11 protein-coding genes and 4 pseudogenes are annotated in these 14,492 nt (G+C 34.3%); 6 read left to right on the plus strand and 9 right to left on the minus strand.

The window, feature by feature from the left end; all coding sequences use genetic code 11:
• Nucleotide 1: 1 nt before the first annotated feature.
• The 3 genes from IMO47_RS12200 (at nt 2) to IMO47_RS12210 (ending at nt 2,855) form a co-directional block, all read left to right on the plus strand.
• The gene (locus IMO47_RS12200) at nt 2–418 is read left to right on the plus strand and encodes a hypothetical protein (RefSeq protein ID WP_196076202.1); all 417 of its coding nucleotides are present in this window, start codon (nt 2–4) and stop codon (nt 416–418) included.
• 564 nt (nt 419–982) lie between these two features.
• The gene (locus tag IMO47_RS12205; protein ID WP_196076203.1) at nt 983–1,591 is read left to right on the plus strand and encodes a hypothetical protein; all 609 of its coding nucleotides are present in this window, start codon (nt 983–985) and stop codon (nt 1,589–1,591) included.
• A gap of 25 nt (nt 1,592–1,616) precedes the next feature.
• The gene (locus IMO47_RS12210) at nt 1,617–2,855 is read left to right on the plus strand and encodes a tetratricopeptide repeat protein (RefSeq protein WP_196076204.1); all 1,239 of its coding nucleotides are present in this window, start codon (nt 1,617–1,619) and stop codon (nt 2,853–2,855) included.
• Nucleotides 2,856–3,382: 527 nt separating this feature from the next.
• Here the strand turns inward: IMO47_RS12210 and IMO47_RS12215 are convergent.
• The 4 genes from IMO47_RS12215 to IMO47_RS12230 all read right to left on the minus strand — a co-directional run bounded on the left by IMO47_RS12215 (nt 3,383) and on the right by IMO47_RS12230 (nt 7,309).
• A complete protein-coding gene (locus IMO47_RS12215) occupies nt 3,383–4,075 on the minus strand; it encodes a DUF2290 domain-containing protein (RefSeq protein WP_196076205.1) in 693 nt (230 codons plus the stop codon).
• Nucleotides 4,056–6,257 carry an ATP-binding domain-containing protein gene (locus tag IMO47_RS12220; RefSeq protein WP_196077817.1) on the minus strand — a complete coding sequence of 734 codons (2,202 nt, stop codon included), beginning with the start codon at nt 6,255–6,257 and terminating at the stop codon, nt 4,056–4,058. Before IMO47_RS12220 ends, IMO47_RS12215 begins: the two co-directional genes overlap by 20 nt.
• 199 nt (nt 6,258–6,456) lie before the next feature.
• The gene (locus IMO47_RS12225; protein WP_196076207.1) at nt 6,457–6,696 is read right to left on the minus strand and encodes a hypothetical protein; all 240 of its coding nucleotides are present in this window, start codon (nt 6,694–6,696) and stop codon (nt 6,457–6,459) included.
• A 127-nt stretch (nt 6,697–6,823) separates the two neighbouring features.
• Nucleotides 6,824–7,309, minus strand: a complete 486-nt coding sequence (locus IMO47_RS12230; protein WP_196076208.1) for a hypothetical protein — start codon at nt 7,307–7,309, stop codon at nt 6,824–6,826.
• Nucleotides 7,310–7,651: 342 nt separating this feature from the next.
• Here IMO47_RS12230 and IMO47_RS12235 point away from each other — a divergent pair.
• Together IMO47_RS12235 and IMO47_RS19660 are read left to right on the plus strand one after the other, a co-directional pair.
• Nucleotides 7,652–7,825 (plus strand): annotated as a pseudogene (locus IMO47_RS12235) (recombinase family protein); the annotation flags it as partial.
• A 1-nt stretch (nt 7,826) separates the two neighbouring features.
• Nucleotides 7,827–8,132 (plus strand): annotated as a pseudogene (locus tag IMO47_RS19660) (IS5/IS1182 family transposase); the annotation flags it as partial.
• Nucleotides 8,133–8,310: 178 nt separating this feature from the next.
• Here the strand turns inward: IMO47_RS19660 and IMO47_RS12240 are convergent.
• Together IMO47_RS12240 and IMO47_RS12245 are read right to left on the minus strand one after the other, a co-directional pair.
• A complete protein-coding gene (locus IMO47_RS12240; protein ID WP_196076209.1) occupies nt 8,311–10,827 on the minus strand; it encodes a S8 family peptidase in 2,517 nt (838 codons plus the stop codon).
• A gap of 12 nt (nt 10,828–10,839) precedes the next feature.
• Nucleotides 10,840–11,844 carry an ATP-binding protein gene (locus IMO47_RS12245; protein WP_196076210.1) on the minus strand — a complete coding sequence of 335 codons (1,005 nt, stop codon included), beginning with the start codon at nt 11,842–11,844 and terminating at the stop codon, nt 10,840–10,842.
• Between the two features lie 152 nt (nt 11,845–11,996).
• Here IMO47_RS12245 and IMO47_RS12250 point away from each other — a divergent pair, with 152 nt between their 5' ends.
• Complete coding sequence (locus IMO47_RS12250) at nt 11,997–12,335, plus strand: helix-turn-helix transcriptional regulator (protein ID WP_196076211.1); 339 nt, start codon at nt 11,997–11,999, stop codon at nt 12,333–12,335.
• Between the two features lie 432 nt (nt 12,336–12,767).
• Here IMO47_RS12250 and IMO47_RS19665 read toward each other — a convergent pair whose 3' ends face one another.
• The 3 genes and pseudogenes from IMO47_RS19665 to IMO47_RS12260 all read right to left on the minus strand — a co-directional run bounded on the left by IMO47_RS19665 (nt 12,768) and on the right by IMO47_RS12260 (nt 14,452).
• The gene (locus tag IMO47_RS19665) at nt 12,768–12,935 is read right to left on the minus strand and encodes a transposase (protein WP_347339648.1); all 168 of its coding nucleotides are present in this window, start codon (nt 12,933–12,935) and stop codon (nt 12,768–12,770) included.
• Between the two features lie 60 nt (nt 12,936–12,995).
• Nucleotides 12,996–13,243, minus strand: a pseudogene (locus tag IMO47_RS19500) (transposase); the annotation flags it as partial.
• A gap of 133 nt (nt 13,244–13,376) precedes the next feature.
• A pseudogene (locus tag IMO47_RS12260) lies at nt 13,377–14,452 on the minus strand (IS3-like element ISAbe6 family transposase).
• Nucleotides 14,453–14,492 lie beyond the last annotated feature (40 nt).

The following is a 14,492-nucleotide window of genomic DNA, read 5'->3' on the forward strand; positions in this document are numbered from 1 at the left end:
TATGGCACAGCATTTAACCGATAAAGACATCGAGAATATTGTTGAGCTTCTTGATTATTGGCCTTTAGATCAGAAATTGACTTGGGAACTCCTATGTAAAGCTATTGAGCTACAGCTAGAGTTTGTGCCTGCGCCAACTCGTCAAACATTACAGAAATATGTACGTATTAAGAATGCCTATGATCAATGCAAAAAACCAAAATCTACACAGGTTAAGAGTAATACAACACAGAAATTACCTCCTAGTTTAAAAATTGCTCAAACTAGAATTGAGGCTTTGGAAGTCAAGAATGCCAGACTCGAAAAAGAAAACGCTATGTTGTTAGAGCAGTTCGTAGTGTGGCAATACAATGCTCATAAATATGGATTAAGTATTGCTAAATTGAATGAGCCGATGAGCAAGAAAAGTTCGGATTAATTCTAAGTATAAATAAGATAAATTGATCAGTGAATGCTATTTTCTGACCCCACTAAAAATCAAAGTAATTGACTGGACGGCTGCTAAAAACTATCATTCCCTTGCTGACCTAAATTGTCAGTCGGTTTTAGCAGACCGTGGCGTATAGCGTACCAGATTCATACTTATCAAAGTATGGATTATGTGCGAAACCTTCTTGTTCCCCCTTTGCGGTAGAACGGGAGGGGGACGCTTCGTGCGTGCTGGTTCTATATGCCCAGTCTGCTAACCCCCTCTTTGTTCTACCACCATCATTTAGCAGTGATTTGGTAGACTTTTATTTGCATATAGGAATTTACCATGTCTCATTCATTTTTTCTCTTCTGTGCCTCGCCACATGCTCAGCCTCGTTATTTCAGACAATGGGGAATACAGAGCTAATTCTTAATTAGCTGTATTAAAAGCAACATTTTTAAATAGAACAATTCATAAGGTGGGTGGCTAAGTCACGCCTATAAAAAATACCTATTTTTATGTCCCCCTTGTGATTGTGAGTTATTGCATTAAACATGTGTGGGAATAACTATGACTGAATTAACCAAACCAAAAATCATTCCAATCGAAAACTACCCAAAGAAATCCAAGCTATTTTTAAAGTGTGTAGTCTTACCGATTGTGATCTTTTTAATTGTTGCCAAGATTTTTTCTTTTGGCGCTTTCGCCTATGTCTTCTTTGGCTTTGACCTATTCTGGTTTGTGATCATTTACTACCTATATCAATACGGAAATACCTACTTTGATGGGATGACCGAGCAGCTCAAACGTCAGGGTGAAACCTTTAATTATCAAAATCGTGGAGTCTGGATTGATAGCCAAGACAAGACCATCATTCTTTTTGATCAGCCTGATCAACGTTTAGTTAAATATCCTTTTGATTACATTACCTCTGTAGGTCATTACAACTTGGTCGAAGATCGCTTCAGAACCACGACTACCGTGATCAGTAACCCGATGATGGGTACACATGTTAATCAGCGTGAACATCGAACACCAATGAAGCGTGAGTTCCAAGTCAATATTGGAACACGAGATCAATTTAAACCTAACTATAGCCTTAAGGTGCTGTTCCCTTGGCGTAGTCCAAAAATGGCAAGTGAAATCCGTCAGTTACTATCGGCTGATCATTATCAATAACAACAATATATAGGATAAGAATCAGATGAAAAAATTAATGCTCAGTTTTGTTATGACTATTAGTATGGTCGTAACTAGTTCAAAAGTATGTGCTGAAACCAAAAAAGTGAACCTGTCAGCAGGGTTAAACTATGTTCTGTCTCAAGTAGCAACAAAGGGAGATAACAACCAAAGTAACCATAATATGGGGATGCTTTACTACCTAGGTAAAAATGGCGTACCCATAGATCATAAAAAAGCTGCTGAATGGTTCTCCAAGTCAGCCGCTAATGGTTATGCTCCATCCCAGTACGTATTATCGGCCATGTATTTAAATGGAGATGGTGTGCCACAGGATGCAGAAAAAGGTATAGCCTTATTACAAAGTGCTGCACGGCAGGGACAACCTGAAGCAGTCAAGTTATACAATACATTGCAGGCTAAAGCACAACAGCTCAATGCTGTTCATACGCCATCAGTACAAACAGCCACAACAGCCATTAAATATTATGATACATCCAAGCTTGAACCTAAAAACTTTAAGCAGGTGGTACTTCCTAACCTAAGTACAGATACCGTTGCTCGAAGTTTTTATAAAGTAACATCATCCAGAGAAAGAAAAAAAGATGATTATTGGGGAAGTGGCAAATACTATTATGTCAATAAGCCTAGTGACTTGGACGATCTCACTGACGCTGTGATCAGTATAGCCCCTATTTTTACATACCAAAATATGCAGGGCGAAACCCGTTATTTAGTCCCTGTAGAAGTGACTTTAGCAATCGAAGGCAGGATAGAAACCTCACATACTACACGAGGTACTTTGGAATTATATCTCTTTAAAAAGTTGGGCAATGGACAATTCCAAATGGTTTCAAAAACAGCCCAGGGGGGAGTTGAAAGTATCGAGGGATATGGTCGAACCTCATGGAACGCCCAAGAGTTTAAGAGGAATTTACAAGCTTTTGGAAACAATACACTAGGAAGCTACACCATTGATGGTTATTACGGTAATGGTTATGGGGAAAGCGTATGGTCACTGCTTCTGTTAAATGAAGAAAGCTATATTGTTGAACAAATGTTTGATGAGGGAAAAGTTTCAGAACAACCAGAGTACGGCTATTCTTCAGCAATCAAAGTTAACCAAAATGGACAACCATTTTATCCATTCCAGATTCATTATAAAGGAACGGACTTGAATGACAGAAATCGGATGGTTAAAGTAAATAAAATTGTACCTTATCAGTATGACAGTAAGCGTAAGTTTTATTCGAAGCTGAAATAATACTCTAAAATTAGAATAGCTAAATTGATGTCTATCCTTCTTTTTGATGTATTAGGAATTGGAGGATATTAGGGATTCCAGTGAATATTTCAATCAATCGGAAATAAGGTACTTAGGTGAAGATTACACTATCAAGTCAGTGTAAGATTCTAGAGATCGATCATAAAAGATAACGAGTTAAGACAATTATATACTCTTGAAGCTTTTCTTTATTATGGAGATTTACCTAATACATTTAGAGAAGGTTGGTCACCAAGTTATGGTCTTCATTTCGAAGAAAAAGGTATTAATGATGAGGAAAAAGCCCATGTCTACATCAGCCTAAATGGTAGATTAAAAAAGGAAAAATGTGAATTTATTCATGATAAGACTTTAGCTGAGAAACTCATAAGACATTTTGAGGTAAAACTAAAAAAGCTTTATCCAAGTATAAGTTTTAATTTGAGAAACATTAAATCTAGCGAGTTAGATTACAGGAGAAAAAAGCATTTGCTGAAGCCCTCTTAAATGAAGAAAAATTAAAAAAATTATTGGAAAACCATATGTAGTTCCAATTTTTCTTCAACTTCAATACACTCATCAAAACTCAATTGATGATGTTTACATTTTGCAAAAAAATCTTTGGAGATTTTATTAAATAGACTAGAGTAAAAATTCTTAAGAATAAAATGTAAAAAAGAAAAAGGGGTTAAAGGTCTATTAACTGTTATTCGACAAGAGTCTAATTGCCCAATAGTTAAGTGTGATCGTGAATGAACACAAGGTTTAAAATTTTCAGGGTCATTATCAAAATCAAACCTCAGTACTGGATGAACTACGGGCTTATTAAGTATATCTACGAAAAACAAATCTTCGGAATCATAGAATTCAGGTGAGAATTCTTGCGCAGCTAATTTAGGATGAGGAAAAAAACCTAACCTATATGACCACAAATCTCCACCTCTTATACTATATTCAATTTGAAGCAGGGCCCCATCAATAAATTGGCATGTATATACTTCCTTTTCTAAATAAAAAAAGTAGAGCTCTTCGTAGCTTAAACAATCATTTGCATCACTCAAAAACAACTTATCACCAAGATCAACCTCTATATCATAAGAGTCTCTTGCTATCTGCTTCGCAGTAAGAAATTTTGCTTTAGACGCATAGCCTTTCTCAATTAAAAAGCCTTGAATACGCTCAATTTCATTCAGAATATGATTATGATTTGCCATTTTCATCTAAACTTTCAAATAAATCTTTAAGAAGAAACAATTTCTCATCAATATCTTGTCTTGTTACAGCAGTATCGCCTTGCTGAAGCTTTCTAAGTTGTTCAATTGCTTCATCTAATGATTGGTTTACTTGCTTAACTTCGTTTTCAACAACACGTGTCATTTCCCTATGAATAACCGCAATATCTTTAATTTGCTGTTCGGTTGGGTATACGAAATCTAAAGTAAACTGATTAGCCACAACCTGATCAAATTCATGTTTAAGTTCATCCATACTAGCACCCACACCAAGAACTCTTACCCAAGCCTTACTTCTTGTAATTGCCGTAAATAACCTATTTCTTAGCGTTGCTTGATTGGATGGACTAACACATTCATCAGAATTTACAATATACACCATCCCTGCTTCATTACCTTTAGCCCTATATATACCAGTAAAAGCAATAGAACCTTTATTAAAAAAGATATCCGCACTAGTATCTACACCAGCAAAATGTGTTGTTATTCTATTATCAAATAAAGTTCGGCGTATTAGACCTAAGTTATTTTTAGCAGTTAATGGATGAGGATTAATTACAATAATATCTTCAGGTAATAAATCTTCTTCACTTAAATTTTTCTTAATTTCTTCAGCCACCCAAAAATCTTGTTCTTCTTTTGTAGGGAAACTAATAAATTCAATTAATTTTGTGGGTGAATCAATATTTTCTTCTAAAAATTTTGGACTGCTTCTATCGGTTCTTTGTAATCTTACATGCTCTCCCATATCTAAGCTTCCATTTTGGATCTCATAACCTACATCCATCCACAGTTGCTTATTCTGGAACATCTGAACAATACCTGTACCAATTCTGGGATTAGGCTTCCGATAAATACCAAATCCGATTGCATGAGCGGTTGCTAATACAGGTCTAGAGTTTCTATAGCAAGTACTCAAAATAATATCTTGATTAGAATTTGGCTCTAAGGAAACTATAGGTTGACCATTAGCATCTTTACCAAAAATTTCTTCAGGACTAGGTAATGAATGGCTAGATAGTTGTTGCAATTCATCATATGCATAGACCAATCTTTTTTCTTCCCCTAATGCTAAATAACACATCTTTAAAAATTCAGGAGGAAAGTCTTGTGCTTCATCTACCAATATCAAGTCATATAAATAATTAGACTCGTCATTACCTTTAATACTCAAATCAGAAAGAGCTTTTTGACAAACACCACTAAATGCCAAATCCGATCCGTACATTTTAGAAGCTAAACCAAAATCCAAATACTCTAAACCTTTTTTAGAGACAAATTCATAATATAGGCCAGAGCGATCAGCATTACCTGCTCCCCCCCAAGCATTAATAACTTTAAGATTTTCCCAATTTGGCTCTTCACCAGCAGCAGATATAGTAAAGTTATGGATTAATTTTTTTAATTGTCCTTTCAGGGATCTAGTGTTAAAAGTAACCGCTATTTTCCAATCAGGGTGTTGAGCATGAATATATGCTGCTTTCAATGCAAGAATAACTGTTTTTCCTGATCCAGCTAATCCTCTGATTCGCTGAACCCCATTTACAGTTTCAATAACTGCTTTACTTTGCCTTACGTCTAAAGTAGCAATCGAATCTTCTAAAGATTTTAGCTTATAGCCTTTAGAATTTTGATTTGTTATATGACGTGTATTACCATTTGCTCTTACATTAGAAATATTCTGTAGTGAAGATAGCACTAACTCATAGATACTATCTTCTTTATCAGTCCACTCCTCAACAGCTAATATTTCCTCCAATAAGTTTTCTTCATTAGCTATTACATATTCAGAATCGGAATAATTTGAGAGCATATGTAAGGAATATGCAGGCGCAAAAGTTAGTGTATTTATGGGGATGCGTAATTTTCGTTTAAATGAAAGCCTTTTATCACTAGTCTTCAGTTTTGACTCAAGCAGAATAGCACTATTATCTTGTACTTGCTCTAAGTCTTCTTGTTCGATTGGATTTTGCCCCTCAAGCAAACTGAAGATAACTAAACCTTTTTGTTCAGAAATCCAAACAGCATCAATACCCTCTTTACCATGAGGTGTAGAAATCAAAGGATAACCAACATATAGAACACCCCCCAAATTTGCTTGAGAAAACAGCTCAACCAATACACTACTAGCATTAGGTTTTTGGTTGGTACCTTTAATAATTTCTGTCATTTCACAAAGCCCAATAGAAATAAATTATTGAATTAAAACAAAATTTAATTCTCAATATCAAAATTAGTATTAATCTAATAATAGCAAAAATTGAATAATTTTGCTTTTTATTTTTATTAAATGCGACCTTCCATTTAGAGTAGATGAGATATAGCCAAATATTTTGAGATATCTCATCCAAAGTATGATTTAAGATAACCTACCAATCAATATCAACAATCTTCTTATAATTAACATCATACTGAGTAGCAGTCCGTGTTCTACTAAAGCCTCTAATTGAAGTATGGTCAGTGTAATCAACATAGCCAACAACATCCCCATTAGAGTTTATAATTTCATATTTGTAAATATCCGTTTCTTGCATTGATCCTTTCATACGATGACTCACTTCCACCAACTTTTCATCAGGTTTAAGTTGCAGTTTATCTTTAAGTTCCACGAAGTCTTCCTTATATGTTTGCAATTAAATCATCTTATTTGACTATAAAATTGATAACTTATACAGTTGATATTTATGTAATAAAAAAGCTCTGTCTAAGAGCTTTCTTTTTGGTACGATCTAAGAGTTATTTTTGAATAAGCTTGTACAGTGCTGCACTACTCATATTCAAGCCATCCTTTTTAATATACCACTCACCTTTTTCAGCACTATCTTCAGTTTTCTGAACGAACTCTTTGAATTCCTTACCTAAAGTAATTTTACTGTGCCTACTTATTAAGTTCCAATCTGCGAAAGGGAAGTTCTCATCATTCTTCTGAGCAGATTTGTATAGATAGACAAAAGTAAAGGAATTCGTTGATTTAAATGGATTAAAGTTGTCTATCCATGAGCTATCAGCATCTAATAGATATTCACTCAAATAATTAATAATTTGAGAAATATCTATTTTACTTAGAGTAATTAGCTCATTTTTAGCACTTTCATCCATTGTAAACTGAAAATATTCCTCAAAAGTTTCAAAACCAGCCTTTTTAATAAAATCAAAAAACTGGGCTAGTACGACTAAATCACATTCTAATAGAGCTTTAGGGTTTGAAATGCTATTATTCATAACAGTTGATCCTGTCTAGGGTTAACTAATGTTAATCAAGGTTGTATCAATCCTTCGTCAAAATGATTTGATACAGCTTTGGTTGACTTCAATATTAAATCAATATGTCGATATTAAGGCAACATATTTGGATATTTGATATCACATATTGATCCATATTGATGCTAGTAAATTTAATTTTTATTGTCAATTTATATTTTTATTAAAATCAACCTATCATTGAACTATACCTTAAATAGAATCAGATTAAGCGATAATCTGACTATCATAAGACTATTTATTAAAATTTAATGATAGCATTAGCATTAGCATTGAAGTTTGAAATTAGTAGTTAAATGATAAATTACGACAAGAATTTATGTTCGAGTAAGTACTAAAGACCAGAATACACAAAGGGCATTGGATGATTTAAAAAAATTCGCCCTTTCCATAGAAAGTGACGTTAAAGAGTACGTAGAAAATGAATCGGACACAAAGCTTGATAGATCGATTCTAAATCAACTCCTTGATGACTCAAGATTAGCAAGCACATGTTGTTATTCCGCCAAAAAATGCAAAACCTTGGAAAGATCACAAAACAGAATCTTTAGAGAGAAATGAATTATTAAAAATAGTCAAACGTTTAGGCAGAGCCTTTTGGGAAAAGTGATCTGGTTATCATCGCTGAAGTTTGGTCGAAACCAAGATGCATTGCATAAAATTATTAGGGGATAAACTCAGATCGAGAAACTTTCAAAGCCAAGTCAATAAGATTCATGAATTTATAGCAGTCCTCAATAGATTTACGGAATTAAGTCGACCATATATCCAAGTTATGCCTTAAATTTGAGTTGCTTGGTGAAGTATTAACTTGTAAATCTTTTGCAACAAAGCCATCCAATACTAATATTTCATTCAGCTTATTTATAAGCTTTATATAATACCTAATAGATCAAATCTCATGTCTGCTCAGATTTTGACTGACGCTAGAAATCTAATATTTATATTAAAAATAATGACATTTAAATGTCAATTGATTTTTCATTTAAAATTTGATTTTGTACTACTGCATATAAATCAATTTCTGATTCTGGTGTAGTAATGGTTACGATAAGTGAATACCTAATACTTTGATTGTATCGTTCTCTATTTATGGAATTTTTCCACCAGCCTGTTATAGGAAAAACAGCTAACATACCTCGGTTCGCTAATTCAGCTGCTGTTCCAATCCATATATCGGAGTGAATTGATCCACGTACTCTTTTTTTGGGACCTATTAACCATCCACTATCAGTTGTTGTACTTTCAAACTTCACTCCTTTTTCTCGTTCGTAGCGGTTAATACGTTTTAAAAACTCTGGTACTTGTTCAGCGGGGCGTCTTATTTCGAATCTTAAACCTAAAGATTCATATTGGTATTTACTTCCAGAAAAAGATGCATCACATGCTCCTGGATTTCCCTCAATAAAATGAGAAAGTGTTACTCTCATTTCAACAGGAGTGTGGCCTAAATCTAAAAGTTCATCTTTTGGCCAAGGTAAATTATGGATATTAATTTGATTAAAATCGATTTTACTTCCATTTCTTTTGAGAGGTTTAAGGCTTTCCTGGCAAACTAGGCTTAGTGAATTTGAAGCACTCCAAAGAGCCTTATTTAAGTTAGGTTCTCCATATCCACAGTGATGTAGTAATTTTACATAGTCAGATTTCTTTTCATCTCCCCCTAAGAAGTCTTTTTTCATATTTTCCGTCCACTCAGATGAATGGACAATGAGAGCTCGGATAGTTTCTGGCCAGTAATTAGGGTAATGTGCCATAATTTCAGCAGCCATTTTTGCACATAATGCGGATGCTGCACTTGTCTGAGATGTAATAGTGAAATTTTTTCCAATATGAGGTTCATGATTAAGGGTGAGAAGACTTAAACTTTCTGTGTCAAAGAAAGCCCCGAATTTACTATCATGTGAGATATTACCACCTTCAAAGACTACATCTGGTTTATAAGGCCATTGAGTATTCATCCATACAAGTGATGTTGAGCTATGAGGGCTTAATGATCCAGACTTTGCAACTGCGGTACAATATTCAGTACCATATTCATCAATTGTAGTTTTGTGAGTGCAAGCTCCAACTGTTAAAGCATTCCAAGCTTGGGCTGGATCATGAATCTCATTCACTTGATTGCTACTAGGGTAGTTAGCATAGTTTTCTTGAGTTGGTTCAAGATTACCAGCGCAAACAATAAAAAGTTTAGGATTTTTGAAGTTGTTTAAATTATCGCATATGGCATTATCTAAAGCAGCAGACCATGAAGATGGTCTTCCTCGATCACGCCCGTCCATAGAGGCTACAGCCATACTGTACAATCTTTTTCGATAAGGATTAGTTATTTCTGGAATTGCTATAGCTTCTCTAACTAAGTTACCGTATAACTTGGAATTATTACTTTCTTTTTCTGATATAATCTTAACTGATTCAATTCTATGGTTAATTTTTACTGATTTGTTGTGAATCAGATGGTCTGTGAAGTCACCAATTAATGATAAGCCTGCTAAACCAGTCGCATGACCATATTCATCATGGTATCCCCACGACTCATTCACTGTATGTAAATCATTTTCATCTAAAAAAGGATTAAGAAAAGGATGTAAATTCACACCACCATCAATCAAGCATATATAAGGTGTTTCAGGTGTGTCTGATGATTTAATTATACGACTTGATAAATCTTTGATCCATTCAGTTTGATCTATTGAAGACATTTTTGAAAAAAAATGAGTCGTTTCTTTTGGCCTACGAATTTCTGCAATAACATTTAATAAGTTGGAGTTGCTTTCAAGTTCGTTTCTACTACAATAAATGTGAAATACCGTCCGTTCAGGAAATTCAAGTGCGTTTGAAATTGGTGTTTTCAATATTTCACATATTCTTAAGAATTGGTCAACTGCATAAAGTCTATCTTCTTCAACAGGTAACCACACCTCCCACCAGATTTTGTCATCAAAATTAATTGGTAAGACTTTAGGATCATCGTTCCACAAAGAATAAAAGGTTGCTAGTCCCATATTCTGTATAGAGTTAAAGAGATCATTATTAAACAGTCTTCTACCGCTAGCTGATTTAACATCATTTGTGTAGTTTAAAATTTTTTCTTTAATGAACGGTATATCTGCATTTGGAAGAAAAAGGGTTGCTGATAATTCGTCATTTTCTAAACTTTTTCTAATATTACGTAATTCAATTTTTGTTTTTGAAGACTCTAAAGCCTCAGCTTTTAATGGTTCTCCAGAAAATCCATTAACTGACAACAATACTCCTTCATTGTACAGATTAGATTCTTTGTCAAGCTGATTTAGAATTTGACCAGGAGCATCTGCTTCAATCTGTAATAATTGTCGCATAAGAGCGTTTCCATGGGAATATCGATCTTTTTGACTGATAGGTCGTGATCTTCCATCTAAAGCTGATATATAAGAATTACTTTGTACTCTATTCTGCAATAAAAAGTGGGGGTTCTTTTTATTAACTTTATCTTGCATAAAATATGCTCTTTATTTTACAAAATTATTGAAATTAGCACTTTTTCTTTCATTTAAATGAAAGATTACATCATCAATTGATACTTTATTAAGATCACGAATTACAGCATCTTTAATAGAATCTTGAGACGCCCGAGTGATATCAGCATAACTCAAACCAACGCCATGCACTGCTAATTTTTTCCAATTAATACGATTATTCATATAGTTATTTAGTCTAATTTTTAAGACATCGGCGATTTGATCAATATCCGGTAATTCATATTCAATAATATCATCAAAACGTCTAAATAATGCATAGTCTAAAATTTCAGGATGATTTGTTGCAGAAATAATTAAGCTATTCGATATATCCTGTTCAATCATAATTAAGAAGCTATTAAGAATACGCCGCATTTCTCCTACATCATTTGTTGAGCTTCTTTGAGAGCCTATAGCATCAAATTCATCAAAAAAATATATCCCTCTAGTATCTCTAATAGCATCAAAAATTTGACGAAGTTTTGCTGAGGTTTCACCCATAAATCTTGTAATAAGAGCATCTAAGCGGACAATGAACAAAGGAAGACCAAGCTCCCCAGCAAGCATTGATGCTGTCATAGTTTTCCCAGCCCCAGGAGGTCCTACTAAAAGTAGTTTTCGACGAGGATGAAGACCATGATTTTTAATTTTATGCACATTTCTTTGTTCTAAGATTATTCGATCTAACTGTCTAGCTACTGGTGGAGTTAAAATCATGTCATTAATTTTAAGAATAGGAAAAGAAACTTCTAATAAGTTTGCTACTTCTCCTCTAGGCTGAGCGATATGAATAACAGCTTTATTTTTTTCTAACGTATTTTCTATTGAGTTTTTTTTCTTTGCATTTTCGATAATTTTTTTTAGTTCAAGAGCTAACTTACCATGCCCCATTTTTGCTTCACGAGCAGCGACTTGCATTGCAACTGAATAAAAATGAGCATCATCACCATCCATGTGTGATTTTAATAATGCTTTCAATTGTTCTGCACTTGCCATTTGAGATCTCCTCAAAACTATTTGGCTTAATTAAATTTTAGGTTAAATCATTAATAAAAGCCATCTATTAAAGCTAACTACTCTTGACCTTGACTATAATTATAGATAGCATAAATATTCAATATATGAATATTATCAAAAAGGCTCGTTATATGCAAATTAATGCTGATAATCTTCAAGCAAAATCACTGATAAAATTTGCTAGAAAAGAATATTTTAATGAAAACCAAAAAGATTTTGCGAAAAGAGTAGGCAGTAAACAGTCATTAATATCAAAGTATGAAAGTGGATTTATATCTCCACCGAGTACACTTTTAATTCAATGTATGAATATTTATATGCAAAATAAAAATGTAAGTGATAGCAATGCTGATGTAGAAATAACAACAAATACTTTAGTCAATCTTGTTCAGTCTTTACTGGATGGTCAGGAGCAAGCGAATACAAGACAACTAGTTGCTAAACTCATTAGGATTTTATCAACTAGTTAGAAGTTTAATTGCATAGAATATGATTTAAAAAGACTTGAGTATCCTCGAACAGCGGCAATACCATTGTGTTTCATGATCTTCAGCACACGATTAGATCCACAGCTTTCACCTAGCTCTTTAAAATCCAGCGTAATGTGGCATAACCGTTTATTTTCAATGGTCCTGCCTGATTCGGGTTCAGGCATCCAAACTATAGTAGCCAGAACGAGCAATCTTTAGAATCCGACACATAGTTTTAATCTTAAATTGATGGCTGTATTTTAGGATAAACTGATACTTTAGTCAGGTAGGCTTGCAAAGTAACTTGTTGCCTTTTTAGAAAACTCCGTTCATCTTCAGTTTGTTTGGGATGACTTTTAAGGCGAAGGATTTCTTTCTTAGCCTCTGGCAGTTCATGTTCCTCAGTATTATTGTGTTAAGGCTGTACTGCCTTTAGCTATTTATGAATACTGTGTTGGGGGTGTGTACACCTAAATGTTCTGTGACATGAGTGATAGAATATCCGCACTTAGTAATCAATTTTACAGCTTCACCTTTAAATTCTGGGGTATAACGTTGTCCACTCATAATGTTTTCTTCTATGCAAAAAGAATAGATCATATTTGTCTAGGATAGGGGTGCAGTCCAAAATTATTGGATATTTAGTCCATTCCAAGCCAAAAGTTTAATGAGACTTTGAGCAAAGCCAGTGACCGTACTTAAAGATAGACGAAATAAAGATTTAATGATTATGCAACATTGGATTGCTGTGTCAGAGTATGTTTGATTTCTACCTTGTTTTCCTTGCGGTTGTTCATAACACTAAGTATTAGGATCAAACCACATGGCATATTTCCATGATTAATGAGATCTTGGTTGTATGAAGACCAATTGGTTGTACGATAAATTTTAGGTGTAGGCTTATTCATTTGGAAATTATATTGTGGGAAAAGCCTTTAGAGATAGGTTTGTGCAGCAAAGCACACTGCATACAAAAGCTATAACCAAAGGGTAATACTCCCATTTTTAATTGATTTTATAAGTAGAAAGCCAAAGTTCTTATCATTGTTTAAATTTAGGTGGTTTACCATCAACTGACATATGTGGTCGTTCATGATTATAAAAGTGTTGCCATATCGTTGTATAGTCTTCAACTTCTTCAAGCTCTCTAAATAAATATTGATTCAAACATTCATATCTAACCGTCCTGTTGAAGCGTTCTACATAAGCATTCTGTTGTGGATGACCAGGTTGAGTAAATACATGCTCAATTCCATGTTGAGTACACTATGCTTCCATCAAATCACTAACATACTCGGGTCCATTATCACTACGGATACGTTTTGGCTTACCTCGCCATGCAATTAATTGATCCAATCCCCTCAGCACTCGTTGAGCTGGCAAAGAAAAATCAATCAATATATCCAGTGACTCACGGTTATAATCATCAATAACATTGTGAATTCGGTAACTGCGACCATCACTCAGTTGGTCATGCATAAAGTCCATTGACCACGATTCATTTGGTGTTGATGGGACTGTAAGCGGTTCAGGCTTTATTCGCTGAATGCGTTTGTTTGGTTTAATTCGTAGGTTAAGCTCAAGCTCCTTATAAATTCGGTAAACACGTTTATGGTTCCATGAATAGCCTTTGACATTACGTAGGTACAAGAAGCAAAGCTGAAAGCCCCAAGTCTTATTCTCGTTGGTGAGCTTCAGTAGCCAGTCTGCAATCATCTTATTTTGCTCATCTAATTGAGCTTTATAACGATAACAGGTTTGACTAAGTTGAAAGATGAAGCAAGCTTTACTCACTGAAATCTTAAATTGTTCAACGGCTCGCTGAGCAAGAGATTTACGTTGTGCAGGCTTTATAACTTCTTTGACAGTGCATCCTGAAGAATATCTGCTTTAAGACGTTCGTCAGCATACATACGTTTCAGACGAGCATTTTCAGCTTCTAATTCTTTAAGTCGTGTCATCATTGAAATATCCATACCTCCATATTTCGCTTTCCATTTATAAAATGTAGCGGAACTCATACCATGTTCACGGCATAAGTTAGGCACAGGTGTTCCTGATTCAGCTTGTTTTAAAATGCTCATGATTAAGCTGTCTGAATATTTAGATGTTTTCATAAAAAATCTCCTTGAACAGGATTATTCGATTTTCTACTTT

It is taken from the genome of Acinetobacter sp. Res13-Abat-PEC15-P4-01 (assembly GCF_015676285.1).
GTDB classification, from domain to species: Bacteria; Pseudomonadota; Gammaproteobacteria; order Pseudomonadales; family Moraxellaceae; genus Acinetobacter; species Acinetobacter nematophilus.